Here is a 23768-nt window from a genome sequence, read left to right on the forward strand (position 1 = left end):
CTGCGTTGAACGTCCTAAACCGCCTCACCGTGCCGCTGAAATTTATGCGACAGCGGCAGCCAGCAAAACAGAATCATCACGCCCATCGCCGTCATCAGCATGCCGAGGCTGAACTGTCCGGTTTGCGGCAGCAGGGCGGAGAACCACGCCATCGCCCCTGAGCCCATGTTTTGCAGACCGCCAACCAGCGCTCCGGCCGTGCCCGCCAGGAACGGAAACGGCTCCATCGCGCCGCTGGTGGCCAGCGGGAACAGCATCCCGGCGCCGAAGAAAAACAGCGCGGCGGGCACGATCAGCGTCCAGATATTCATTACGCCGAACCAGCCCGGCAGCCACATTAAAATCCCCGCCGACAGGCAGCTCAGTACCGCCTGCCACATCAGCGATGAGAAGCGCGCGTTCCGGCGGCCCGCGTACCAGGAGCCGAAAAACGCAGCCGGGATCGGCAGGATAAACAGAATGCTGACCACCACGCCGTTAAGGCCCAGCACGCCGCCCATCAGCACGCCGGCGCAGGCTTCGAATACCGCAACGCCGGCAAGCCCGCCCACCAGCATCAGCAAATAGCAGTTGAAAGAACCGCTGCCGAGCAGCGTTTTATAGCCCGCCGCCAGACGCTGCGGCGCAGCCTGAACGGGACGCGTTTCCGGCAGCCAGCGCAGCATGCAGAACGCTACCAGCAGGCACAGCGCCAGCAGGAAGCCGTAGCACGCCCGCCAGCCCCAGGCCGAGTCCAGCATTCCGCCAATCACCGGCGCCAGCAGCGGGCTGACCAGGATACCCATATTTAACAGGCTGTTGGCGTGACGCAGGGCCGGCCCTGCGTAAAGATCGCGCGGCATGGTGCGCGCCATCACCCCGGCAACGCCTGTCCCCATGCCCTGCAGGGCGCTGGCAATCACCAGGGCGGACAGGCTGGCGGTGAATAACGCCCACAGCGTGGCGAGAATAAATATCGTCATGCCGGCAAGGATGACCGGGCGGCGGCCAGTACGATCCGAAATCGGCCCGTAGAAAAGTTGCGATACGCCATAGGTCAGCAGATATGCGGCCATCACGCGCTGGATTTCGCCGTCGCGGACGCCCATATCCTGGGCCATATCAGGTATCGAGGGGATATAGATGGTCTGGGTCATCTGCCCGACGGCAACCAGCAGAATTAACATCAGCAGCAGGTGAATATTGGCTAACTTTCTCATCGTCTCAAGGGCATAACAGAGGTGAAAGAACGATTTATCAGTACAGGTAACTGACTCCAGTTAAAAAACGAGAGGAATCTACCATATAAGAGAGTTAATTCCTTAGGGTGTAAGGATTCTTCCGGACGTGAAAAAGCGGCGGGTTGTAAAGATGAAACGGCAATTTTTGTTGCCAGCGTAGCGGCTGACCGCGGGCAGGTTAAAGGGAGGCGGTTGCCCGCCTCCCTTAGGTGCGGCCTGAACATGAGCTACTTAAGGTATTTCATGACGACTTCAAGCAGTTGCAACAGCGCAACCATGAGTTTCAGAAACGCGAGTGCGATTTCCATCCAGCTCATACGCTTTCTCCTGTTTCCAGGAGCACTGTCAGCCAGCGTACCTTTCCGCTGCCTGTAACCGGCTGAGTTTGTTGAGATTACATGGTGTGCCCCGCAGAGGTTAAGGCGCTGACGGCACCACCCGTTTCAGCCAGGACTTGTATTCCGCGGCGGATTGCGGCCTCAGAGCACATCATCTGCAACACAAACAGTATATCAATTGCACTGTATAAATAAACAGTAGTTTATTGCGAAAGCGAACGGCTTCACAGAATGAAAATTTAGCTTTTGTTTAAAATAGCAGCAATGGTTTGCGCCGCCGCGGGTTTTCGTCGTATATTACGGGGGTTGAGATTACGTGGTGTGCGAAGCTAAAAGCCATGACGTAGCAAAAACAAAAAACCTCGCCTCACCAGCGGGGTTTTTTGTTGTCCGCGCGCAGCGGAAGCGGCATTGAAAGCCGGCAGCGCGCTGCCTTTTCGCGCTGTGGGCTTAGAGTCCCAGCGCTTTTTTAACCGCGCCTTCAGCAGGCTCGCCGCTGCGGGTGGTAACGCCGTTCAGCCAGCCGCTTAGCAGCTGCGGTCGCCGGGATAACTCCGCCCGGGCAGCCTCCTCCGCGCTTTGCTTGTCGTCCAGCACGCGCGTGATAATGGCGTTCTCCAGGGCGACGTCAAACTTAAGCTGGCTGTAAAAACGGTTGAGGTTTGGACACTGCGCGGCAAAATCTTTACGCGTGACGGTATTTACCGTTGCGCTGCCGTAGTTCGGGCCAAACCAGGCGTCGCCGCCGCTCAGGTAGGTTAGCTTAAAGCGCGTGTTCATGGCATGCGGCTCCCAGCCGAGGAACACCACCCACTGCTGGCGGCTGACGGCGCGTGTCACCTGCGCGAGCATGCCGCTTTCGCTTGATTCCACAAGGCTCCAGCCCTGTAGCCCGAAGTCATGCTTATCGAGCATTTTTTTGATGTTCTGGTTAGCTGGCGCGCCGGGGGCGATGCCGTAGATTTTGTGGTCGAACTTATCGGCATATTTTTGCAGATCGGCAAAATCCTTCACCCCGGCGGCGGCCACATAGTCCGGCACGGCCAGCGTGAATTTCGCTGCCGCAAGGTTCGCTCCCAGCACTTTAATCGCGCCATCCTGGGTATATTTTTCGATTACCGGCGCCTGCGCAGGCATCCAGTTGCCGAGAAAAACGTCCAGCTGTCCGGTCTTCAGCCCCTGAAAAGCCAGCGCGACCGACAGGTTTTCTATTTTTTGCTGATAGCCCAGCGCCTTCAGCACCACGCCGGAAACGGCGTTGGTCGCGGCGATATCCGTCCAGCCCGGATCGGACTGGGTGACGGTGGCGCAGCGGGCGTCTTCCGCCGCAAGGCTGGTCAGCGGAAGTAAAGCGGCGCCTGCCAGAAGCATGAAGGCCGTGAGTTTTTTCATTTTCATTATGATTCCCCAAGCGGGTGCTGGTTTGGTCGCGGATAGCGGGCAAAAGCCTCCTGCTCATCCAGCGTCTGATGGTTACGGATAAAGCGCTGTGAAGCCGCCTGGTGCGGCTGGAAGTCCCACTGCGGGATGGCGCCGCGCCCCGCAATACGGGTTAAGAACAGCCGCTTACGCTGGCTGGCGCGTACCTGCTGGTTAAGGGCGCCCAGATCCCAGCGGGCAGCCACTTCGGCCGCAAAGGCCTGCACGGTATCGTGATAATCGGCCAGGCCGACGAGGTTTCGTCGCTCCATTGGATCGTTTTGCAGATGATAAAGCTGCGCCGTTTCCGTCATCGAGTGAACGTATTTCCACGGGCCGCGACGGATCATCACCATCGGCTCAACCGCCCCTTCGGCAAGATATTCTCCGCAGGCCTCGTCCGGCCCGGCTTCGCCCTGCAGATGAGGGACCAGGCTGTGCCCGTCCAGCGGCGCGATGGGCCGGCTCAGCCGCTCCCTGCCGCCGGCAAGCTCGGTTACCGTGGGCAGTAAATCCACCAGTGAAACGCTCTGCGCCACGCGATGCGGGGTAAAACGCTTAGGATTGTGCACGATAAACGGAATGCGTACCGCCCCCTCAAAGAAGGTCATCTTGTACCACAGGCCGCGTTCACCGAGCATTTCGCCGTGATCGGCAACCACGAAGACGATGGTGTCTTCCGCAAGCCCGGTCTCTTCAAGCGTGCGGATCACCTCGCCGAAACAGTCGTCCACGTAGGCCATTGCGCCGTAGTAGGCATGGCGGGCGCGACGGACGTGTTCTTCGCTCAGCAGTCCCTCCTCAAGCTGGTACATGGCGCGCAGGCGGGCGGAGTGGGGATCGTCCTCCACGTCCTGCGCGCGGGTTTGCGGCAGGTCGATATCCGCCTCGCTGAAGCGGTCAAGGTAGCGGCGAGGAATAGCGAAAGGATCGTGCGGATGCGTTAGCGAAAGCAGCAGCAGAAAAGGCTTTTCATCCGGCTTGCGGGCCGCATCGTAAAGGCGCTGGCGCGCCATAAACAGCGCCTCGTCGTCAAAATCGAGCTGGTTGGTGCGCACGCATTCCCCGGCTTCCAGCACCGAGCTCATATTGTGGAACCAGTCCAGCCTGCGCTGCGGATGCTGCCAGTCCGGCGTCCAGCCGAAGTCCGCCGGGTAAATATCCGTGGTCAGACGTTCGTCAAAGCCATGCAGCTGGTCCGGGCCGCAGAAATGCATTTTGCCGGAAAGCCAGGTGCGGTATCCCTGTTCACGCAGGTAGTGGCAAAACGTCGGCGAGTCGGCGCGGAATTCCGCCGCGTTATCAAAAACGCCGTTATTCGATAAAAACTGCCCGGTCATCATCGCCGCACGCGAAGGCGCGCACAGGGGACTGTTGCAATAGGCGGATTCAAATACCACCCCTTCGCGCGCCAGCTTATCAATATTAGGCGTCAGGCTGACGTTATTTCCATAGGTGCGTAATGCGCCGGCGGTGAGCTGATCCGCCATAAGAATAACGATATTCGGTTTATTTATAAGCATTATTAACCCGGCATGAAATTAAATAAGTAATTCGTGATATTTTTATCGCACGCCTTTTTTATTCTGTGAAGGGCTTAATTTATTATCATGGTATAAGGTGGATTTATGGCAGGTAAATTACAGTTGCCTCCTTTGCAGGTGCTGGTGGTATTTGAGGCGGCAGCCCGTCACGGTAATTTTACCGCCGCCGGAAATGAGCTTGGGCCTTACCCAGCCGGCGGTCAGCCAACGTATTCAGATGCTGGAGAATTTACTTAACGGCCCGCTGTTTGAAAGGCGGCATCGCGGAGTGCAGCTAACCGAGTCCGGCGCCGCGCTCTACCAGATTGTTCGCGCAAGCCTGATGGAGATCAGCGAGCAGCTTGAGCGCACCCGGCACCAGCGCAGCACCCTGCGCATCGACACGGATATGGGCTTTGCCAGCTTCTGGCTGCTGCCGCGAATGAACGCCTTACAGGCGCTAATCCCGGGGGTTGAAGTGCAGGTTTCCACCTCGCCGAACGACTACAATTTTCGCGACAGCAACGCCCACCTCGCTATCTATTTCGGCAACGGCAGCTGGCCGGGAACCCAGGCGCAAAAGCTTTTTCCGGAAGACGTAGTGCCGGTGTGCAATGCCAAAATTATCAACGAATTAGGCGATAATTACCCGCCGTCTGCGCTGCTGAACTACCCGCTGTTAAAGCTGCCGGAAACGCGCCCGCAGCGCTGGCTGACGTGGGACGACTGGTTTCGCTCGCAGGGCGTCGCCGGCCGCCAGCACGCGGGTTCGCGCACCTTTAACGCCTACTCTTTGGTTATCCAGGCGGCCATTGAAGGACAGGGCGTTGCGCTTGGCTGGCGGCCGCTGGTCGCCGCGCTTCTGGAGAGCGGGCAGCTTTTTGTTTGCGGGCCGGAGGCGCGCACCGAGCGGGGATATTATTTACTCTCCTCCGGAGGAAAAACGGCATCGCTGCAGCAGGAAAAAGTCATTGCCTGGTTATTAAATGAAGCCTGGGACTTTCACCATCAGCCGCATCTATTGCCGGAATATAAATAAGCTAATGCGAAATAAGCATATCGACTTTGCCGAAATTTTTAACTTCCTGGCGATATTTTAAGTTAGCGTAATACGCATTCTGGAAAATATGTGATGCCGCTATGTCCCAACCCATAATTGAGCTACGTGACGTATATAAAAGTTATTCTCCGCCGGCGGGGAAAAGATTTTTCTCCCGGACAGATAAAAAACCTGAGGTAAATGCCTTAACGAATATTAATCTGCAAATTTATCCGGGCGAAATTTTTGTCATCGTCGGCCTTTCCGGCTCGGGTAAATCGACGCTGCTGCGCACCCTTAACTTCCTGATACCGCCGGGTAAAGGGGAGGTGCTGTTTCAGGGCCAGGCGCTCAGCGCGCTTTGCGCCGCTGACATGATAGCCCTGCGCCGGCAGCAAATCGGCATGGTATTCCAGTCCTTTGCCCTGTTTGATGAGCGGACGGTGCTCGATAACGTCGCTTTCGGCCTTGAGGTGGCGGGGACGGGGCGTGAGGAGCGCCACCAGCGGGCGAAAGCCATGCTGGAAAAGGTGGGGCTTGGCCACGTCGCCTCGCATTATCCCCATCAGCTTTCCGGCGGCATGCAGCAGCGCGTCGGCCTGGCCCGGGCGCTGGTTGTGAACCCCTCCGTGCTGCTGATGGATGAAGCCTTTTCCGCGCTGGACCCGATTATTCGCCGTGAAATGCAGGCGTTGCTGCTGGCGCTGCAGGAGGAGCAGGAGCGTACCGTAGTGTTTGTCACCCACGATATGGAGGAGGCGCTGCGGCTCGGCACCCGAATTGCAATCATGGAAGAGGGAAAGCTGGTGCAGGTCGGTTCGCCGGAAAACATCATTAACGCCCCCGCCACGCCTTATGTGCGCCACTTTTTCTCCGGCGTGGATACTTCACGCTGGCAGCTGGCGGAAACCTACGCCGAAGTCTGGAACACGCCCTGAGCAGGTAAATAAATGGCCTATCCCTTAGATTTTAGCCGTGAGATCGACCACGCGATTCACGCGCTGCTGGCCCACGCCGGCGGTTTTTTTGACGGCCTGGCGGCCGTTATCGATACCTTTGCCGGCGGGCTGGAAACGCTTACCGGCTGGCTGAGCCCGTGGGGGCTGGTTATCCTTGCCGTCGCGATCGGCTTCTGGCGCATCGGCAAGGGCTTTGCGCTCTTCGCGCTGCTGGCCACGCTCTACATTATTTACAGCGGCTACAGCGAGCACGCCTCCATTACCCTTGCGCTGACGCTCTCCTCCACCTTTTTCAGCCTGCTAATCGGCATTCCGCTGGGGATCTGGAGCGCGCGGCGCGCAACCGCGGGCAGCGTGATACGCACGCTGATGGACTTTATGCAGACCATGCCTGCCTTTGTGTACCTGATCCCGGCGACCATTCTCTTCGGGCTGGGGCGGCCGCCGGGCATTTTCGCCACCATCTTATTTTCCATGCCGCCGGTGGTGCGCCTTACCGACCTCGGCATTCGCCAGGTGAACGCGGCGCGCATTGAGGCCGGCCTGGCTTTCGGCTGCACACCCCGGCAGCTGCTGTGGAAGGTGCAGCTTCCCGCCGCGCAGCCCTCCATCATGGCGGGCGTTAACCAGACCATCATGATGGCGATGTCGATGGTGATTATCGCCTCGATGGTCGGCGCCGGCGGGCTGGGCAACGACATTCTCAGCAGTATTCAGCAGCTTGATATCGGGCTTGGGCTACAAAGCGGGATCGTGGTGGTGCTGATGGCCATTCTGCTCGACAGATTGTCCGCAAGCTTTGCCCGCCAGAGCGGGGCAAGGGCATGAAAAAAGCTTTTCACCTGATGGCCAAGCCCGCCAGCTACCATTGCAACCTGGTCTGCGACTACTGCTTTTATCTGCCGAAAGGTGAAACCCTGTTCAGGGAGCAGCCCCAGGCCCGGCACATGTCCGATGCGGTGCTGCGGCAGTTTATTCGCCGCTACATTGAAACGTCGCCCGGCGATGAGGTGACCTTCACCTGGCAGGGCGGCGAACCCACGCTTGCCGGGCTGGATTTTTACCGCCGCGCGCTGGAGCTACAGCGGCGCTACGCCCGCGGCAAATGCATCGTAAACAATCTGCAGACCAACGGCGTCCTGCTTAACGACGAGTGGGTGCGCTTTCTGGCGGAGCACCGTTTTCTGGTCGGCGTCTCCGTCGACGGGCCGCAGCATTTGTACGACGCCATGCGAAAGACCCATTCCGGCCGCAGCGTGTTCAGCAGCGTGACGGAAGGCGTCGCGCGCCTGCGCGAGGCGGGAGTGGAATTCAATCTGCTCGCCGTGGTGAATGAGCAAACGGCGCGCGCTCCCCTCGACGTATACCATTTTCTTACCCGTGAACTGGGTGCTAAATTCGTGCAGTTTATTCCGGCGGTTGAGGTCACGCCCGGTCGCCAGGCCGCTGCGGAGCGCTTTGGTGAGATCATCGGCCTTGAGAATAACGCTGCGGCAACGGTTACGCCGTGGTCGGTAACGGGCGAGGCCTACGGCAGCTTTTTAATCGCCGTCTTCAACGAGTGGGTGCGGCACGATGTCGGCCGGGTGTTCGTGCAGATCTTCGATAACGCCCTCGCGGCCTGGGCCGGGCAGACGCCGAGCCTGTGCGTAATGCGTCCCGCCTGCGGCGCATCGCTGGTGGTTGAGCAAAACGGGGATGTTTACAGCTGCGATCATTTTGTCTCGCCGGAGCACCGGCTCGGCAATATTCTCACCAAGCCGCCGGATGTGCTGGCGGCCAGCCGACAGCAGCGGCAGTTCAGCGAGCGTAAAACCCCGCGTTCGCCGCGCTGCCAGCAATGCGCATATCGCTTCGCCTGCCAGGGCGGCTGCCCGAAGCACCGTATCCTTTGCGAGGGTAAACACCGGCAGAATTACCTGTGCAGCGGCTATCACGCCTTTTTCAGCCACGTGTCGCCTTATATGGAATGGATGGCCCGGCAGCTTGCGCATCGTCGGCCTGCGGCGGGCATTATGCAGGTGGCGCCGTTTATCGCAGCGCAGCAGGCAACCGGCCGGTAAACCGGCTGAGCCGACGTTCGATTTACGTAAGGTCGTGCAGGTTTTTTTCCAGCGCGGGCGTGAGCTGCATATTATCGAACTGCACCGCCAGGCCGCCGCGTTCCGGCGTGCAGCACATCACGCCAACGAAGCAGTTTTCCCGCTCGGGAGGAAAGAAGGACAGGCGCAGCAGCGGCCATTGCTGACCGTCCATTGAGTACTGCAGCCGCAGGCTGTCTTTTTTGCGGGTAAGCCTCATCCAGAATTCTTTTGCCTCGCCGGGGAAAACGCCGGTCGCCCAGTCGGAATGGCCGAGCGTCAGCACGCTGCCGATAGCCGGCGCGTCGTCGTTAAATTCGATCCCGGCTTTTAGCCAGTGCTTTTCATCAGCCATAAACATGATGCCGGCCTGATCGTAGAGCGTGGTGAAATTCGCTCTTACGCGAACCTGAAAGGTGAAATCGCCCGCGACTTCCCGCGCAAAGATATGTCCCGAAAAGCGCTCGAAGCCGTACCAGGTCTTTTGCCAGAAATCCGTATTTTGGTCCGTGGTCACGGACAGCACGTCCTTATCCAGCGACCAGCTCTGCGGCTCATTCAGCCAGCGGTATTGCGTATCCATATTTTCCCTCAGTTAAAAAAACCGCGGGGTACGGACTGGCCGAAGCCGTCGCCGCCGTCGGTGCTGTTATCCCGTCGTCCTCTCGCTTCGAGCCTGTTTGCGCGGAGCTGTTCGCTTATCGCCCGGCGCTGATCCTGGCTCATATACTCTTTGCTGTAATAGGGATCGGGGTACGGCGCGCGGATAAAGGTTTCGTCCGCATGCGCGGCGCTATGGGTGCGATGCCCGTCATAGCCTGAGCTATCGGACGAGGAGCAGGCGGAAATAAGAAGCGGGAGCAGTACGACAACGTATTTATAAGCCATAATTCTTCCTGAAACGGCGCGCAACAACGGGCCTGAGAATCACCATTATCGCCCATCAGCGTATTGATGCGGTGAATCACTATCTGAGAGTGCGTAGCGTATCACGAATAATTATTCGTGCTGCGCCTGCCGCTGAACGCCGGAGAGAGACATGATTAAGCATCGTTTTTCCGCCCTGTTGCTAAGCGCGCTGCTGTTTAGCGTTGGAGCAGCCGCGGCCCCAACGGATAACGTCATTAAACCCGTGCGCGGCACTATTGATACGGTGAATGACGAGGCGGTACAAATCACCACGCGCCAGGGTGAAAAGCTCACCTTCGGGCTGACGGATAACACGAAGGTCAACAGCGTCAGCCAGGCGAAAATGAGCGACATCAAGCCCGGCAGCTTTATCGGCACCGCCGCTGAGCAACAGGCGGACGGCACGCTAAAAGCGCTGGAGGTTCATGTTTTTGACCCAAGCCTGCGCGGTTCCGGGGAAGGATTTAACCCCTTTGAGTCCGCCAATGGTCAGGTAAACACCATGACCAACGGTACCGTCGGCAAACTGGTGAACAGCAACGGCCCGCACGATGACGGTGAAGTATCACGATAAAGAAAAAACGATAGTCGTGCCGGATGACGTGCCGGTGGTGCTGATTGCACCCGGCGACCGATCGCTGTTAAAGCCCGGCGCCAAAGTGGTGCTGTTTGCGATGAAAGACGATAAAGACCAGATTGTGGCGCGCGGTATTTCAGCGGGCAAAGATGGGCTGACGCCGCCGATGTAGGTGCGGAGCGCTGTCTATCTTTACGGTTTGATATATCAGCGCTTTGCTCACAGAAAAACCGCCAGCAATAAATAAGCTGTATGGCTAAAAACCATATCGAGCAATTTTTCAAATATGCTTTTTTATTATCTTTATTCGCATATTTCCCTTTTTAACTGCATAGCCTGTCAAATAGTGACGTCGTTGTATTCTGATTGGATTTTTATAATGAGATTACACTTCAACAGGATAAATAAAAGTGATAAATGTTGTAAGTCTTGAATGACAGGAGTTTTCCCGGCAACGCTGACATTTTATCTTTTTAAATGCCAGAGATTACCTTATGTCATGATTTAACAGGTTTTATCTCTGGTGAAGAGAAAATGAATTTATTCATTCAAATAATGAATTGCTGTTTATATATTCCCAAGAAAAATATAAAGCGCCGTGGTTATATTTTAGTTTATTGATTTCCTTTTTTTCGCTATAAAAGAAATTGTATTGAGGTGAAAACTTAACCCACCAACGCGTCATAATAAAATGGAAGATATATGAACTGGAACAGAGATGCAGCGTTACAACATTTAAGAACCCATGCGGGAGGTTTTTCGATAAGTCGTTGTGCACAATTTACACGGGAAGCAATTGAAGCGGGTGGCGTACGTCTGGAACGAAAGCGGCCATCTTTTAAAATTTACAGGATGTACTGATGCGTATATTTATAGTCCTCGCGGTTTTTATTCTTTCAGCCTGTAGTCTGTCCCCGGACAGGCACGCCTCCAGCCAGACCAAAGATTTTTATACCTGGTATCTTTCACATTTCTCCGAACTTGCCGGCAATACCTTATCGCCGGAAATGCAAAGCTATGTGGCGCTGGATACGCTTAACCGCCTGGAAAAGGTCTATAAAATTCCCGAACAGGAAATAGTAACGTCTGATTATTTCACCTATATGCAGGATTACGATCCACGGTGGATAGCCGCTCTCAAAGTTGGCGAACCGCAAGCGTTTATGGGAGGCGAGACGGTGCATGTCTGGTTAAGCACGGGGCAAGGGAGCAGTTTGCATCTAAAAACTTACCTACGCAGAGAAAATGGCTGCTGGAAAATCTACAGGGTGCGGGATGTGGCTGATAATTTTGAGCACCCGCTTTTTAATACCGATGCAATTGAAACAGCGAAAGAAAGCAGTCAGTGATGAAGTAACTGGCGTTTAGAGCCGGCAGTGAATCGCCCTCTCCTGGAGGAGAGGGCCAGGAAAGAGCATTACCTCAACTATCCTGAGCGGAGATGAGGGCTTATACGGAACCGCCTAAATAGTGATTCCACCATCAACGCTGAGAGTCGTGCCCGTGATAAACCCGGCGCCTGGCGAACACAGGTAAAGAACCGCCTCTGCAATCTCTTCGGGACGCCCGGTGCGTTTCATCGGTTGCAGGCCATTGAGAAAATCACGGCCGCTTTCTGCGGACCGCAGCTCCTCGTTCATCGGCGTGTCGATCACGCCCGGACACACCGCATTGATCCGCACTCCCTGTGAAGCAAACTCCACCGCCGCCGATTTGGTCAGCCCGATAACGGCAAACTTGCTCGCGTTGTATACAGCCGACCCCGGAAAGGCGCGGAGGCCCAGGAACGAGGCGGTATTGACGATGCCGCCGCCGCCGCTTTTCAGCATCGCAGGGATTTGATGCTTCATACAAAGCGCCGTACCACGCACGTTGACGGCCAGGATGCGGTCAATGTCATCAGCTGAGGTTTCAGTAACGGGGGCTGGCGGCAGAAAAATACCTGCATTGTTGAATGCGAAATGTAAGCCACCAAACGCCGCAACGGTTCGCGCCACCGCAAAGGCAATCTCTTCTTCCACCGAAAGATCGGCCCGTATGAAGAGACCTTTGCCGCCTGCCTGCTCGATGAGTGCGACAGTTTCTTTGCCCTCGGTTTCCCGTCGACCGACAACGGCGACGTTAGCCCCTTCCCGGGCGAAGGCAAGAGCAGTGGCCCGGCCAATACCGGAAGTACCGCCGGTAACCAGTACCGCTTTATCGGTGAACGTTTTCATAGTGTTTAATCCTCATCAGGTGATGAATTTTCTGAAGGCCGGGGAAATGACTATAGGACGCTTTATTGATTCAGATAAGCCGTGCTATATCGCATGTATTACTGGCTTATATTCATCAATAGGATGGCCAACATGCGTACTAACGAACTGGGTGAACTGACCGCTTTTGTCGCCGTCGCCGAAGAGAGGAGTTTTCGACGAGCCGCCGCGCGGCTTAATCTGACCCCCTCGACCCTTAGCTATTCTTTGCGGTCGCTGGAAGAAAGACTCGGCGTCAGGCTGCTTAATCGCACCACCCGCACCGTCTCGCCTACTGCCGCCGGCAGGGCATTACTGGAAAAAATTGCTCCCGCCTTTTCCAGCATTGTGGAAGCGGTCGAAGACGTGAACGCCTTTCGGCAGCATCCCCACGGTAGCCTGCGGATCAGCTCTCCACGCATTGCGTACCAGATGGTCTTTACGCCTATTTTTCAGCAGTTTTCCCGCGGTTTCCCCGATATAACGCTGGAAATCTCACTCAATGACAGCTTTGTTGATATCGTTAAAGAGGGTTTTGATGCCGGTATTCGTCTGCGTACGGACATTCCGCAGGATATGAACGCGGTGCGGGTCACGCAGGACCTGACCGCCGCCGTGTATGGCTCGCCCGATTATTTTCGTCGTTTCCCTCTGCCGAAGACACCGCAAGATTTGCAGCAACATTTATGTATCGGCAGGCGTGCAATCTCCAGCGGTAATCTCTATCGATGGGAGTTTGCCAAAGACGGTAAGCAGGTTGCGATACCGGTAAGCGGCCCGCTGGTGCTGGATACGGTCGACATGATGATCGACGTCGCCCTGCAAGGCGTCGGGCTGGTGTATGCCCCGGACAGTGAAGAGAATCGGCAGCATGTGGCGGCTGGCCGGCTGGTGCGCGTCCTGGCTGACTGGTCGCCGACCGTCCCCGGTTTCTGCCTTTATTTCTCCGGCCACCGGCAAATGCCCGCGGCGCTTAAGGCATTGATTGCGACGATTCGCGTGGATACTTAACTGGCCTGTTGAACAACAGATTACTCGCCAGCGCCGGCCCGGTTTCCAGGCGCACCCCATTTAGCTGTATTAGCTTCTCGGGCTGTTAACTTTATTGGGCATCTCAAAATGAGGCTATAAATCATGCCCCCCATTATGCCCCCAGAATGCACTTGATTCTGGTAGAGACAGTTGACCTCGGGAGAACATAATTAGCAGTAATTGCGGGTGTTATAGGGGATTTACTTGAGACAGTGGAGTTCAGCAGAGTAAATTGGCGGAAGATCACAGGAGTCGAACCTGCCCGGCACCGCTGGCGGCACCAACTGGAGTTGAAGTCCAGCCGCCTCACCGGAGACGACGATCTTCCTGGCCTCGATTGCTACATGGAGGCGGGGCGGATTATACCGGGTTTTCTCCAACCGCCAAACAATGCTTTGCCCTTTCCCGGTAATACTTCTTTTACCCTTAGCCAAAGCAACTAATCCGTACATAAAGCATACAATTTATTCTTTATGGAGTTTGTTCCGGCCTGACTACCGCAACCTTATCTTGGTTACAGGCTGGTTCAGCGCCAGCACTACTTACCGTCAATCCACCAGAAAAACAGCCTGTTTCTCGTATTGTTATGTAGTAATTTACATAGCGAAATAACAAAACGGAGAAAAGTAACCCGATGAATTTATATATTTTTTATGTGGGCGGAAATGCCGGGAAGTCGAATATCGAAGTGCACGACATTCAGTTTGCGGCGGTGGAGAAACCTCATGATGCGATACCGCTTTTGCGGGAGGCGTGGTTTGGCGACAGGGACAAGATTCACCTGGACGGCTACGCGAAAATTGCATGGGCAGACGGCTACGACATTACGCTGTCTTCACAGCCGTACACCGGCAGCAAGAAGCTCTATTTCGTGAATGCCGGCGGCTATCTGCCGCACACGCTTGCCGAGCAGCACGAGTTTGATCTGTTCGTGGCGGAAAAAGCCGCCGAAGCGAAAGCCAGGGCGCTGAGAGTGTTGTTAAAAGACACTCAGCAGCAGCACAAAGACAATCTGAAAGACGTCGACGATTGTCTGCTCCTTGAGAAGGTGGGCGATTTTTATCTGCACCTGACTGAAAATCCTGACGGCAAACATTTCACCCCGGAATGGCAGGGGTATCAGCCTATCGGCGAGTAATTTTTGTCGGCCGGCGCTGCGCTTACCCGCCTGCAAAGCTGCCGCGGTTTTGAGGCTTTTTTGCATCAAGCCTGCAAAGCTAAATGCCCCCGGCCAAACCAGTAAGCAAAAAATTTTTATTTTTCTGACAATATTTCCGTTGCTCATTCGTCTACCTCATCAGCAGTAATAATTAGCTAACTGGTGAGGAGCAAAAACGATGAGAGATTTTGATATGCGTGGACATGGCCGGGATCGCGGCCATGGATTTGGCGGGCACCGGATGGCTAAGCCGCTGGTGATTGGCGTTGTGCTGGTTGCGGTGCTGGGTCTGCTGGTGATGTCCCTGTGGAACGCGCTGCTGCCTGCGGTTATCGGCGTGAAAAGCATCGGCTTCTGGCAGGCGCTGGGCCTGTTAGTACTGTGTCGTATTCTGTTCGGCGGGCTGGGCTGGCGCCCCGGCATGTTCGGCATGGGCCGGGAGCGTCGGCGGATGCATGAACGCTGGATGCAGATGACGCCGGAGGAGCGCGAGCAGTTCATTCAGCAGCGTCGTGAAGGGTTCTGGCGTCACGGCTTCGGGCATTGCCGTCATGGCGACCCGCGCGAGCGCCGTGGTGAAGCCGAGCGCCGCCAGCAGCAGCCGGAAGATAACGCTCCGAAACCGACAGAAGCCGAGTGACGGCGATGAAGGCCGGGACGGCGGGAAACTCCCTTGTGATGTCGGCGCTCAACGCCTGCCGGTCCCGGCTGAAAGCCTTTATCGTCGGCCGCACGGCGGTAAAAGATGATGCGGACGATATCCTGCAGGAAGTGACCTGGCAGTTGATGAGAGTGGAGCAGCCGGTGGAGAACGTCGCCGCCTGGCTGTTTCGCGCCGCGCGCAATGAGATGACCGATCGGGCGCGTAAAAAGCGCGAGCTTCCACTTGCGGACTATTATTCCGCCGACGAAGAAGGCTTCCTGCCGGAAGACGAACTGGCGGAAACGCTGTTCGGCGTACCGCAGTCTCCGGAGGAGGCATATCTGAGCGAGCTGCTGTGGGGTGAACTGGAGGACGCGCTGTCGGAGCTTCCCGCGGCGCAGCGCGAAGCGTTCGAAAAAACCGAACTACAAGGCTACAGCTTTAAGGAACTGGCGGAAGAAACCGGCGTCAGCGTGCAGGCGCTGCTGTCCCGCAAGCACAAGGCCGTGCTTTACCTGCGAACCCGCCTGCGCAATCTTTATGATGAGCTGACGGAAGGCTAAGGGAACGGAAAATCGGCCGGCAGTAGGGTGGATAAGCGCGAGCGCCATCCACCGCTAACCGGCCCTGAAAATTATTCCCCTTCGCCCGGGAATAAGAACGGGTTGATTGAGCTTCGGGCAAAACCTTCCTGTTCCATGCGCGCGTCCAGCACCAGCGAGGCTAAATCGTCCGCTACCGCCTCTACTTTGGCATCTTTTTCCTGATAGAGAAGCTTCAGATAGGTGCCGCAGTCGCCGCAGCTTTCGGCCTTAATCGCCGACTGTTCGCTTTCCAGCGACCAGTAGTTCAGATCGCGGGTTTGCTCGCAGTTGCTGCACTTCACGCGCACCACGTGCCACTCGGTCTCGCACAGGTTGCAGTGCAGATAGCGCAGGCCGTTGGTGGTGCCGATCTGCACGATGCCGGAAACGGGCATCGAACCGCAGACCGGGCAGAACTGGCGCTGTTCGCCGTATTCCGCCTTCGCCTTGCCCGGGATCAGGCTTGCCATCTGCGCCCAGTAAAGCGACAGCGCGGCCCAGATAAACGGGGCTTTGTCGCTGGAAACCTGCGCGAAATCCGCGTTGAACAGCGCGGTGGCCATCTCTTCGAGCTCCTGCGTCGAGGCTTTTTCCAGATTTTCGATAACCGCCAGCGCCTGGCCGCTCATTTCCGGCTTCAGCTCGGCGATCAGCGAATTGAGCAGGCGCTGCCAGTGCGCATCACGCGGCAGCACGTGAATATCCAGCGGCGGCCTGCCGGTTTCGGCGGATTTTTCAATCAGCGCGGTTAAATCCATCTGCAGCGGATGGTCGTACAGCACCACTTCCTGCGCGTGGGCAACCAGCGCGGCAAAGCGCAGGAAATCACCCAGGGGATTATTGGTGGCCAGTTCGCGCAGGCGCTCTGCGCGGCGGTTGTAGAGATTTTTCAGCCGGGGAAACAATAACGGCGGAATCATCTCCGCCGTGCGTTTCTCGCTCTTATCCAGCCGATCTTGCGGGACTATGCGAATACTCATTCCGATCGTTTTTCCTCTTTCTGGCGAACTTCACGATACCATTTCGGATGGTGTTTTTTCGCCCAGGTCGTGGTGACCCAGCCTTCCACCATCGCGGTAATCGTGCCTTTCACCCAAAGTGCGGCGTAGATGTGGACCATAATAACCACAATTAACGCTACTGCGGCAAATGAATGCACCATCAGCGCTACGCGGATTACCGGGATTGAGAAAACAGGCGCGAAGTAAGGACGCCAGATAACCACGCCGCTTACCAGCAGCAGCACCAGCAGAATAATCGCCGCCCAGAATACGCATTTCTGGCCGAAGTTATACCGCCCGGTGTCGCCTACCTCCTCGTTGACGACGATCTTACGAATATTCTTCGCCCAAAAGATATCATCCCGATTGATTAGGTTATGGTGCCAGTAACGGAAAAACATAATGATAAACGAGGCGAACATCACCACGCCGACGAACGGGTGGAGGATGCGCGCCAGCTGCGGCGTGCCGAGAATATGCATCAGCCAGTTGAAGGACGGGAAGAAGAAGCCCAGCCCGCTCACCGCCGCCAGCACGAAGCAGAAGGCGGTGATCCAGTGGTTGATGCGTTCAGGCGCGCTGTAGCGCTGAATGGTCACTTGTTTTTTCATGGTTTGCGCACCTCGTCATCGTCATGGTGCAGGTTATCGTCATCGATTTCGGCACGGTTCGGGCCGACCCCAACATAGTGGAATACGCTGGCGGCGAAGGTCGCGGCAAAGCCGATAGCGGCCAGCGGCTTCCACACGCCTTTCCAGAATTTCACCGTTGGGCTGATGGACGGGTTCTCCGGCAGGCCGTGATACAGCGTCGGCTTGTCCGCATGATGAAGCACGTACATCACGTGCGTGCCGCCTACACCGGCTGGATCGTACAGCCCGGCGTTGTCGTAACCACGGGTTTTCAACTCCGCCACGCGCTCGCCCGCGAGGGTTTTCATATCGTCTTTTGAGCCGAAATGAATCGCCCCGGTTGGGCAGGTTTTCACGCACGCCGGCTCCTGGCCGACAACGACCCGGTCCACGCACAGGGTGCATTTGTAGACGCGGTTGTCCTCCGGGTTCAGGCGCGGCACGTCAAACGGGCAGCCCGCGATGCAGTAGCCGCAGCCAATGCACTGCTCGGACTGGAAGTCGACGATGCCGTTGGCGTACTGGATGATCGCGCCTTCTGAAGGGCAGGCCTTCAGGCAGCCCGGATCCGCGCAGTGCATGCAGCCGTCTTTGCGGATAAGCCATTCCAGTTTGTCGTTTTGCTCCACTTCCGAGAAGCGCATCACCGTCCATGACTTGGCGGTTAAGTCTGCCGGATTGTCGTACACCCCGACGTTGTGCCCCACTTCATCGCGAATGTCGTTCCACTCCGAACACGCCACCTGGCAGGCCTTGCAGCCGATGCAGGTGGTGACGTCGATAAGCTTCGCCACCTCTGCCTGGCGATCCCGCGCCTGCGGCGCGGGGGTGAAGCCGTTGGTGGCGGAACGACGGATGATGTCCTGAGATTGATAAGCCATAATTCGTCTCCGTTACACCTTTTCCACGTTGACCAGGAACGCCTTGAATTCCGGCGTTTGCGTGTTGGCGTCGCCGACAAACGGCGTCAGGGTGTTGGCGATAAAGCCTTTCTTCGCCACGCCCTCGTAGCCCCAGTGGATCGGGATGCCGATGGTGTCAACTTTTTTGCCGTCCACGTCAAGCTGGCGGATACGCTTGGTCACCACCGCTTTGGCCTTAATAAAGCCGCGGTTGGAGGAGACTTTCACCGTATCGCCCTGAACAATGCCGAGAGAGTTGGCGAGCTTTTCACCAATCTCGACAAACTGCTCCGGCTGCGCGATGGCGTTTAACAGCGCGTGCTTGGTCCAGTAGTGGAAATGTTCCGTCAGACGATAGGTAGTGCCGACATACGGGAACTTGTCGTGCTTGCCCATGGTATCAAGATCGTCTTTAAACACGCGAGCGGCCGGGTTGGACACCACGTTCGGGTGCAGCGGGTTGGTGCCCAGCGGTGTTTCAAACGGCTCGTAGTGTTCCGGGAACGGCCCCTCGGCCATTTTATCGACGGCAAACAGGCGGCCTAAACCTTCCGGCTGCATGATAAACGGCCCGACGTCGCTGCCCGGCGCGGCGGTGCTGTAATCCGGCACGTCCACGCCGCCCCACTTCGCGCCGTCCCAGGAGATCAGGCGGCGTTTTTCATCCCAGGGTTTGCCCTGCGGATCTGCGGAAGCGCGGTTGTACAGAATGCGGCGGTTAAGCGGCCACGCCCAGGCCCAGGCCAGCGTATTGCCGAGGCCGGACGGATCGGCGTTATCGCGGCGCGCCATCTGGTTGCCTTCCGGCGTCCAGCTGCCGGCGAAAATCCAGCAGCCGCTTGCGGTGGTGCCGTCATCGCGCAGCTGGGCGAAGGAGCTGAGCTGCTGGCCTTTTTTCACCAGCACGTCGCCGGTTGCCGGGTCGGTAACATCCGCCAGCGCCTTGCCGTTGCTCTCCATGGCCACCTCTTCCGGCGCCGGGTTATCCGGCGTCAGGTAGTTCCAGGTCATGTTCAGCACCTGCTCAGGCACCGCGCCGCCCTCGCGCAGATACATATGGCGCAGACGGGTGAAGATACCGGAGAGGATTTCGCCGTCGTTCAGCGCTTCTCCCGGACCGTCCGCGCCCTTCCAGTGCCACTGCAGCCAGCGGCCGGAGTTAACGATGGACCCGTTCTCCTCGGCAAAGCAGGTTGACGGCAGGCGGAACACCTCGGTCTGGATTTTCGCCGGATCGACATCGTTCATCTCGCCGTGGTTTTGCCAGAAGTTCGAGGTTTCGGTGTTCAGCGGGTCGATGGTTACAAGGAACTTCAGCTTCGACAGCGACGCAATGACCTTATTTTTGTTCGGGAAGGAGGCGACAGGGTTAAAGCCCTGGCACAGATAGCCGTTCACCTTGCCCTGGTTCATCATCTCGAAGTATTGCAGCACGTCGTACGGCTTGTCCCACTTCGGCAGCCAGTCATAGCCCCAGCTGTTTTCCGCGGTAGCCTTGTCGCCGTAGAAGGCTTTCATCATCGAAACGAAGAATTTCGGGTAGTTGCTCCAGTAGTTGACCTGGCCTGCCAGCAGCGGTTTTGGCGTGTTGGCGGCAAGGTAAGTCTGGATGTCGGTTTGTTTTTCACTCGGCAGGTTCATATAGCCCGGCAGGCTGGTGGACAGCAGGCCGAGGTCGGTCAGACCCTGAATGTTGGAGTGGCCGCGCAGGGCGTTTACGCCGCCGCCTGCCATGCCCATGTTGCCGAGCAGCAGCTGGATCATCGCCATGGTGCGGATGTTCTGCGCGCCCACGGAGTGCTGCGTCCAGCCCAGCGCGTAGAGGAACGACGCCGTTTTGTCTTTTACGCTGGTTTCGGCAATGTATGCGCAAACTTTCAGGAAATCGTCTTTTGGCGTACCGCAAATATTGGAAACCACCTCCGGCGTGTAGCGGGAAACGTGCTCTTTGAGCAGGTTCCACACGCAGCGCGGGTGCTGGAGCGTCAGGTCGCGTTTGGCGAAGCCCTGCTCATCCAGCTCGTAGTTCCAGGTGGTTTTGTCGTACTTGCGGGCCTCCGCGTCGTAGCCGGAGAACAGGGCCTTCGTCGAAGCTGTAGTCCTCGCGCACGATCAGATTCGCGTTGGTGTAGGCCTCAACGTATTCGCGGTTGAATTTGTTGTTGTTGATCAGATACAGCAGCACGCCTGACAGGAAGGCGATGTCAGTGCCGGAACGAATCGGGGTGTAGAAATCCGCAACCGATGCGGTTCGCGTAAAGCGAGGATCGATAACAATCAGCTTCGCGCCGTTGTGGATTTTGGCTTCCATCGCCCAGCGGAATCCTACCGGATGCGCTTCCGCGGCGTTGCCGCCCATCACGATCAGCAGATTGGCGTTCTTAATATCAACCCAGTGGTTGGTCATCGCACCGCGACCAAATGTTGGAGCAAGACTTGCTACCGTTGGTCCGTGTCAGACACGCGCCTGGTTATCCACGGCTAGCATGCCCAGCGCGCGGGTAAATTTCTGGGTTAAATAGCCGGTTTCATTACTGGAAGCGGAGGCGCACAGCATGCCGGTGGAAAGCCAGCGGTTGACCGTGGCGCCCTGGTCGTTCTGCGCAATAAAGTTGGCGTCGCGGTCTTCTTTCATCAGCTTCGCGATACGGTCAAAGGCCGTTTCCCAGCTGATTTGCTCCCACTTATCCGAGCCGGGTGCGCGGTAAGACGGGAATTTAAGACGGCTTTCGCTGTGGATGAAGTCCACAAGGCCTGCGCCTTTAGGGCAGAGCGCGCCGCGGTTTACCGGGTGGTCCGGGTCGCCTTCGATATGGAAGATTGATGCTTTGGCATTTTTCGCGCCGTCGCCAAGGCTATACATCAATAGCCCGCAACCAACGGAACAGTATGTGCAGGTATTACGGGTTTCACGGGTGCGCAGCAGTTTATATTGCCGTGTTTCCGCAAGCGCAACGCCTGGGGCAAAACCCAGCGCCGCTGCCGTGGTGCCTGCCATACCGCCAGCACAGATCTTAAAGAACTGCCTTCTGCTGACCTGCATGGATTGCTCCTGTTTCGACATTTTCACATGACTTTTAGGTTTAATTTTGCGGTGTTTGCCGCAAAGGTTCACAATCGAACCCTAAACTGGTATTACCCTCCTTCCCGGAGGGCTAGCGTCTGAAGAATACCACATTGGTATTAAGGCTGTTCTTATCTGGTTAACGCAAAGTGAATAAAACCGACCAAAATCACGAAGAAATTGTGACAAACATCACAGGTTTACGTTCTGCCGAATTATGGCAACGGGGATCGCTGCAGGCCGTGCAAACGGACTGGATCGCCGAAGAAGTCCCGGTTGCGCTGGTTTATAACGGCATATCCCACGTCGTCATGATGGCTTCGCCGCTCGATCTTGAACTTTTTGCCGTCGGCTTTTCCTTATCCGAAGGGATTATTGAATCGCCGGCGGATATTTTCGGAATCGATTTGGTGCCCGCCTGTAACGGTATGGAAGTGCGGATTGAGCTTTCCAGCCGCCGCTTTATGGGCCTGAAAGAGCGCCGCCGCTCGCTTGCCGGGCGCACCGGCTGCGGCGTGTGCGGCGTTGAGCAGCTCAACGATGTGGGCCGCCCGCTCTCGCCTTTGCCGTTTACCCAAACCTTTGACCTGAACACGCTTGATGCCGCGCTGGGCCAGATGCGCAGCTATCAGCCGATTGGCGAGCTGACCGGCTGCACGCACGTCGCGCTGTGGCTAAACGAGCAGGGCGAGATTATGGCCGGCAAAGAAGATATCGGCCGCCATGTGGCGCTCGACAAAATGCTGGGCGCCCGCGCGCGGCAAAACTGGCACCGCGGCGCGGTGCTGGTTTCCAGCCGTGCCAGCTATGAAATGGTGCAAAAATCCGCCCAGTGCGGCATAGAAATCTTAATTGCCGTATCCGCGGCCACCACGCTTGCGGTAGAGGTCGCCCGGCGCTGCAACTTAACGCTGGTAGGCTTCAGCCGCCCCGGCCCGCGCTACTGTTTATACGCATCCGGGACGGCTGGTATAGGCCGCATCACATTAACTTCGCCAGCCACGGCACCCATCGCCGGATAAAACGTTCTTTCCATTATTGCCGTCAGCCGCGTCCTGAGCGGCGATGGCGATGGGGCGCCGGAAACCACGGCCATCAATGACCGCGTTGCGGCTATCACCTTTTATTTTTGCGCCTTTAATTAACGTCTTTCCTTTGTGTCCGCAAAAAATGCGCGAATAGTCACATTTTTGAAAGCCTGATTTTCCCCGATACAGCCCCGGGCGCGGTGGCGCTTTTTATTTTCTAACCATCTAAATTAATCCGCTGAAATATATAGTTTTTTTAAGTTTCTTTTCAGCCGACCTTTGCTGTTGATGTGTGATTTTAATCACAAATTTCAACAGTGAAATGTCTTTGTCAATAATACCTGCCGCCTGATGAATCCCATTTTTGTGACATTGCTTGCAAATTTAAGGCTTGTTTAAAGGGAAAAATGTTTGCAAGGAAAATAAACGAGGCGACGGTCATGAGAATCGGCATGGTAATTAGCGGCGGCGATGTCACGGGAATAAATAACTTCGTTTTTCAGGTTTCCAGACTGGCTCAGGCGGAAATTTTCCTGTTTAACGGTGGTATTCCAGGATTATTGCAGAATAAACACCAGGCTATTTCCCTGCGCGACCTGGTGGATTTTTCCATCGCCCCTATTCCCATCATGTCCTCAGGCCGAACTAACCGTAAATTAACGGGCGGCGAATATGAAACTATCGCGAAGCAGCTTAAAGCCCTGCATATTGACGTGCTTATTATGGCGGGCGGCGATGGCTCTTTACAGTTTTTGCATCACCTTAGCGAATACGGCGTTAACTGTTTCGGGGTGGGCATGACTATCGACAACGACGTTTACGGCAGCGACTATACCATGGGCTTTTCCACCGCCTGCGAGCAGGTGATTAAAGAGGTCGCCAAGCTGCGTAATACGGGGCGCGCGCTGCCGGGGCCGCGTTTTTATGGTGGAGCTGCTGGGCGGCTACTGCGGTGAATTAACCCTGCAGTCCGCCATTAAAAGCAATGCTGACTTTGCCCTGTTTCCGGAATGCCCGCAGGAATTAAGCGAGCTGGCGAACAAGATTAGCGCGCGGCTTGAGACGCAAAACAGCGTCGTCATTCTTTGCTCCGAAGGTTACACCAAAGAATACTCCCCCGGTTTTCAGGGGGCGATAGACACCATGATTAAACAGCTTGAGCCAAAAATCGGCGTGCGTATTCGCAAGTCGATTATTGGTTACAGCCTGCGTAACGGCGACCCAACCTGTGAGGAAATCTATCAGGGCACCATTATGGCAGGCGAAGTCGTACGTTGTATCCAGTCAGGCATGAGAAATAAAGCAATTATTATTAATTCGAGTAACAAACCGATCCCTATAGATTTAATCAGTATGCAAAAACGCCTCGTCGACACCGAAGGGCATCATTATAAATTAGCGAAGCAGCTCAATATTATTTGAGG

The 23768-nt window shown here is 56.4% G+C and carries 19 protein-coding genes, 1 tRNA gene and 4 pseudogenes; 12 read left to right on the forward strand and 12 right to left on the reverse strand.

Annotated features, from left to right (window positions below; all coding sequences use genetic code 11):
- Positions 1-14 precede the first annotated feature (14 nt).
- The 4 genes from emrD to betC form a co-directional block, all read right to left on the reverse strand.
- Positions 15-1199, reverse strand: coding sequence for a multidrug efflux MFS transporter EmrD (gene emrD / locus WLO32_RS00170; protein WP_435946767.1), 1185 nt, complete (start codon positions 1197-1199; stop codon positions 15-17).
- Positions 1200-1447: 248 nt separating this feature from the next.
- Positions 1448-1537, reverse strand: coding sequence for a hypothetical protein (locus WLO32_RS00175; RefSeq protein ID WP_435946768.1), 90 nt, complete (start codon positions 1535-1537; stop codon positions 1448-1450).
- 471 nt (positions 1538-2008) lie between these two features.
- The gene (gene choX, locus WLO32_RS00180; protein ID WP_435946769.1) at positions 2009-2956 is read right to left on the reverse strand and encodes a choline ABC transporter substrate-binding protein; all 948 of its coding nucleotides are present in this window, start codon (positions 2954-2956) and stop codon (positions 2009-2011) included.
- Positions 2956-4500 (reverse strand): choline-sulfatase, encoded by a 1545-nt coding sequence (gene betC / locus WLO32_RS00185; protein WP_435946770.1) that lies wholly within the window; start codon positions 4498-4500, stop codon positions 2956-2958. The genes choX and betC overlap by 1 nt, the downstream gene beginning before the upstream one ends.
- 199 nt (positions 4501-4699) lie before the next feature.
- On the opposite strand from betC, the gene WLO32_RS00190 reads away from it, so the two are divergent.
- From WLO32_RS00190 to WLO32_RS00205, 4 genes are all read left to right on the forward strand, one after another.
- Positions 4700-5539 (forward strand): LysR substrate-binding domain-containing protein, encoded by an 840-nt coding sequence (locus tag WLO32_RS00190; protein ID WP_435946771.1) that lies wholly within the window; start codon positions 4700-4702, stop codon positions 5537-5539.
- A gap of 101 nt (positions 5540-5640) precedes the next feature.
- A complete protein-coding gene (locus tag WLO32_RS00195; RefSeq protein ID WP_435946772.1) occupies positions 5641-6477 on the forward strand; it encodes an ATP-binding cassette domain-containing protein in 837 nt (278 codons plus the stop codon).
- Positions 6478-6489: 12 nt separating this feature from the next.
- A complete protein-coding gene (locus WLO32_RS00200; RefSeq protein WP_435946773.1) occupies positions 6490-7326 on the forward strand; it encodes an ABC transporter permease in 837 nt (278 codons plus the stop codon).
- The gene (locus WLO32_RS00205; RefSeq protein WP_435946774.1) at positions 7323-8561 is read left to right on the forward strand and encodes an anaerobic sulfatase maturase; all 1239 of its coding nucleotides are present in this window, start codon (positions 7323-7325) and stop codon (positions 8559-8561) included. Before WLO32_RS00200 ends, WLO32_RS00205 begins: the two co-directional genes overlap by 4 nt.
- 22 nt (positions 8562-8583) lie before the next feature.
- Here WLO32_RS00205 and WLO32_RS00210 read toward each other — a convergent pair whose 3' ends face one another.
- Both WLO32_RS00210 and WLO32_RS00215 read right to left on the reverse strand, forming a co-directional pair.
- Positions 8584-9162: a DUF1349 domain-containing protein gene (locus WLO32_RS00210; RefSeq protein ID WP_435946775.1), complete on the reverse strand. Its 579-nt coding sequence runs from the start codon at positions 9160-9162 to the stop codon at positions 8584-8586.
- 8 nt (positions 9163-9170) lie between these two features.
- Positions 9171-9467, reverse strand: coding sequence for a hypothetical protein (locus WLO32_RS00215; RefSeq protein ID WP_435946776.1), 297 nt, complete (start codon positions 9465-9467; stop codon positions 9171-9173).
- A 151-nt stretch (positions 9468-9618) separates the two neighbouring features.
- On the opposite strand from WLO32_RS00215, the pseudogene WLO32_RS00220 reads away from it, so the two are divergent.
- Together WLO32_RS00220 and WLO32_RS00225 are read left to right on the forward strand one after the other, a co-directional pair.
- Positions 9619-10237 (forward strand): annotated as a pseudogene (locus WLO32_RS00220) (hypothetical protein).
- A gap of 688 nt (positions 10238-10925) precedes the next feature.
- Positions 10926-11414: a YbjP/YqhG family protein gene (locus tag WLO32_RS00225; protein ID WP_435946777.1), complete on the forward strand. Its 489-nt coding sequence runs from the start codon at positions 10926-10928 to the stop codon at positions 11412-11414.
- Between the two features lie 114 nt (positions 11415-11528).
- Here WLO32_RS00225 and WLO32_RS00230 read toward each other — a convergent pair whose 3' ends face one another.
- The gene (locus tag WLO32_RS00230; protein WP_435946778.1) at positions 11529-12281 is read right to left on the reverse strand and encodes a glucose 1-dehydrogenase; all 753 of its coding nucleotides are present in this window, start codon (positions 12279-12281) and stop codon (positions 11529-11531) included.
- 132 nt (positions 12282-12413) lie between these two features.
- Here WLO32_RS00230 and WLO32_RS00235 point away from each other — a divergent pair, with 132 nt between their 5' ends.
- Positions 12414-13310, forward strand: a complete 897-nt coding sequence (locus WLO32_RS00235; protein ID WP_435946779.1) for a LysR substrate-binding domain-containing protein — start codon at positions 12414-12416, stop codon at positions 13308-13310.
- Between the two features lie 254 nt (positions 13311-13564).
- Here the strand turns inward: WLO32_RS00235 and WLO32_RS00240 are convergent.
- Positions 13565-13659: transfer RNA gene (locus WLO32_RS00240), tRNA-Sec, on the reverse strand.
- A 306-nt stretch (positions 13660-13965) separates the two neighbouring features.
- Here WLO32_RS00240 and WLO32_RS00245 point away from each other — a divergent pair.
- The 3 genes from WLO32_RS00245 to WLO32_RS00255 all read left to right on the forward strand — a co-directional run bounded on the left by WLO32_RS00245 (position 13966) and on the right by WLO32_RS00255 (position 15696).
- A complete protein-coding gene (locus tag WLO32_RS00245; RefSeq protein ID WP_435946780.1) occupies positions 13966-14469 on the forward strand; it encodes a DUF1543 domain-containing protein in 504 nt (167 codons plus the stop codon).
- 199 nt (positions 14470-14668) lie between these two features.
- Positions 14669-15130: a hypothetical protein gene (locus WLO32_RS00250; RefSeq protein ID WP_435946781.1), complete on the forward strand. Its 462-nt coding sequence runs from the start codon at positions 14669-14671 to the stop codon at positions 15128-15130.
- A gap of 5 nt (positions 15131-15135) precedes the next feature.
- On the forward strand, positions 15136-15696 hold the full coding sequence (locus tag WLO32_RS00255; protein WP_435948351.1) for an RNA polymerase sigma factor: 561 nt from the start codon (positions 15136-15138) through the stop codon (positions 15694-15696).
- 71 nt (positions 15697-15767) lie between these two features.
- Here WLO32_RS00255 and fdhE read toward each other — a convergent pair whose 3' ends face one another.
- From fdhE to fdnG, 4 genes and pseudogenes are all read right to left on the reverse strand, one after another.
- Complete coding sequence (fdhE, locus tag WLO32_RS00260) at positions 15768-16697, reverse strand: formate dehydrogenase accessory protein FdhE (RefSeq protein ID WP_435946782.1); 930 nt, start codon at positions 16695-16697, stop codon at positions 15768-15770.
- Positions 16694-17329 carry a formate dehydrogenase cytochrome b556 subunit gene (gene fdoI / locus WLO32_RS00265; protein WP_435946783.1) on the reverse strand — a complete coding sequence of 212 codons (636 nt, stop codon included), beginning with the start codon at positions 17327-17329 and terminating at the stop codon, positions 16694-16696. Before fdoI ends, fdhE begins: the two co-directional genes overlap by 4 nt.
- The gene (gene fdxH, locus WLO32_RS00270) at positions 17326-18231 is read right to left on the reverse strand and encodes a formate dehydrogenase subunit beta (RefSeq protein WP_435946784.1); all 906 of its coding nucleotides are present in this window, start codon (positions 18229-18231) and stop codon (positions 17326-17328) included. The genes fdoI and fdxH overlap by 4 nt, the downstream gene beginning before the upstream one ends.
- A 12-nt stretch (positions 18232-18243) precedes the next feature.
- Positions 18244-21295 (reverse strand): annotated as a pseudogene (gene fdnG / locus WLO32_RS00275) (formate dehydrogenase-N subunit alpha).
- 170 nt (positions 21296-21465) lie between these two features.
- Between fdnG and fdhD the strand changes: the two are divergent.
- A pseudogene (gene fdhD, locus WLO32_RS00280) lies at positions 21466-22291 on the forward strand (formate dehydrogenase accessory sulfurtransferase FdhD).
- Between the two features lie 493 nt (positions 22292-22784).
- Positions 22785-23766: pseudogene (locus WLO32_RS00285) on the forward strand (6-phosphofructokinase).
- Positions 23767-23768 lie beyond the last annotated feature (2 nt).

The organism is Dryocola mayonis, from assembly GCF_051307045.1.
Taxonomy (GTDB): domain Bacteria; phylum Pseudomonadota; class Gammaproteobacteria; order Enterobacterales; family Enterobacteriaceae; genus Dryocola.

What these genes read in the sequence shown, in the direction of transcription:
- WLO32_RS00235 (WP_435946779.1), top strand. Translation starts at nt 12,414, where the DNA reads ATGCGTACTAACGAACTGGGTGAACTGACCGCTTTTGTCGCCGTCGCC.
- fdxH (WP_435946784.1), bottom strand. Translation starts at nt 18,231, where the DNA reads ATGGCTTATCAATCTCAGGACATCATCCGTCGTTCCGCCACCAACGGC.
- WLO32_RS00245 (WP_435946780.1), top strand. Translation starts at nt 13,966, where the DNA reads ATGAATTTATATATTTTTTATGTGGGCGGAAATGCCGGGAAGTCGAAT.
- WLO32_RS00175 (WP_435946768.1), bottom strand. Translation starts at nt 1,537, where the DNA reads ATGAGCTGGATGGAAATCGCACTCGCGTTTCTGAAACTCATGGTTGCG.
- WLO32_RS00250 (WP_435946781.1), top strand. Translation starts at nt 14,669, where the DNA reads ATGAGAGATTTTGATATGCGTGGACATGGCCGGGATCGCGGCCATGGA.
- WLO32_RS00210 (WP_435946775.1), bottom strand. Translation starts at nt 9,162, where the DNA reads ATGGATACGCAATACCGCTGGCTGAATGAGCCGCAGAGCTGGTCGCTG.
- choX (WP_435946769.1), bottom strand. Translation starts at nt 2,956, where the DNA reads ATGAAAATGAAAAAACTCACGGCCTTCATGCTTCTGGCAGGCGCCGCT.
- WLO32_RS00225 (WP_435946777.1), top strand. Translation starts at nt 10,926, where the DNA reads ATGCGTATATTTATAGTCCTCGCGGTTTTTATTCTTTCAGCCTGTAGT.
- WLO32_RS00230 (WP_435946778.1), bottom strand. Translation starts at nt 12,281, where the DNA reads ATGAAAACGTTCACCGATAAAGCGGTACTGGTTACCGGCGGTACTTCC.
- WLO32_RS00255 (WP_435948351.1), top strand. Translation starts at nt 15,136, where the DNA reads ATGAAGGCCGGGACGGCGGGAAACTCCCTTGTGATGTCGGCGCTCAAC.
- WLO32_RS00205 (WP_435946774.1), top strand. Translation starts at nt 7,323, where the DNA reads ATGAAAAAAGCTTTTCACCTGATGGCCAAGCCCGCCAGCTACCATTGC.
- fdoI (WP_435946783.1), bottom strand. Translation starts at nt 17,329, where the DNA reads ATGAAAAAACAAGTGACCATTCAGCGCTACAGCGCGCCTGAACGCATC.
- fdhE (WP_435946782.1), bottom strand. Translation starts at nt 16,697, where the DNA reads ATGAGTATTCGCATAGTCCCGCAAGATCGGCTGGATAAGAGCGAGAAA.
- betC (WP_435946770.1), bottom strand. Translation starts at nt 4,500, where the DNA reads ATGCTTATAAATAAACCGAATATCGTTATTCTTATGGCGGATCAGCTC.
- WLO32_RS00200 (WP_435946773.1), top strand. Translation starts at nt 6,490, where the DNA reads ATGGCCTATCCCTTAGATTTTAGCCGTGAGATCGACCACGCGATTCAC.
- WLO32_RS00215 (WP_435946776.1), bottom strand. Translation starts at nt 9,467, where the DNA reads ATGGCTTATAAATACGTTGTCGTACTGCTCCCGCTTCTTATTTCCGCC.
- WLO32_RS00195 (WP_435946772.1), top strand. Translation starts at nt 5,641, where the DNA reads ATGTCCCAACCCATAATTGAGCTACGTGACGTATATAAAAGTTATTCT.
- emrD (WP_435946767.1), bottom strand. Translation starts at nt 1,199, where the DNA reads ATGAGAAAGTTAGCCAATATTCACCTGCTGCTGATGTTAATTCTGCTG.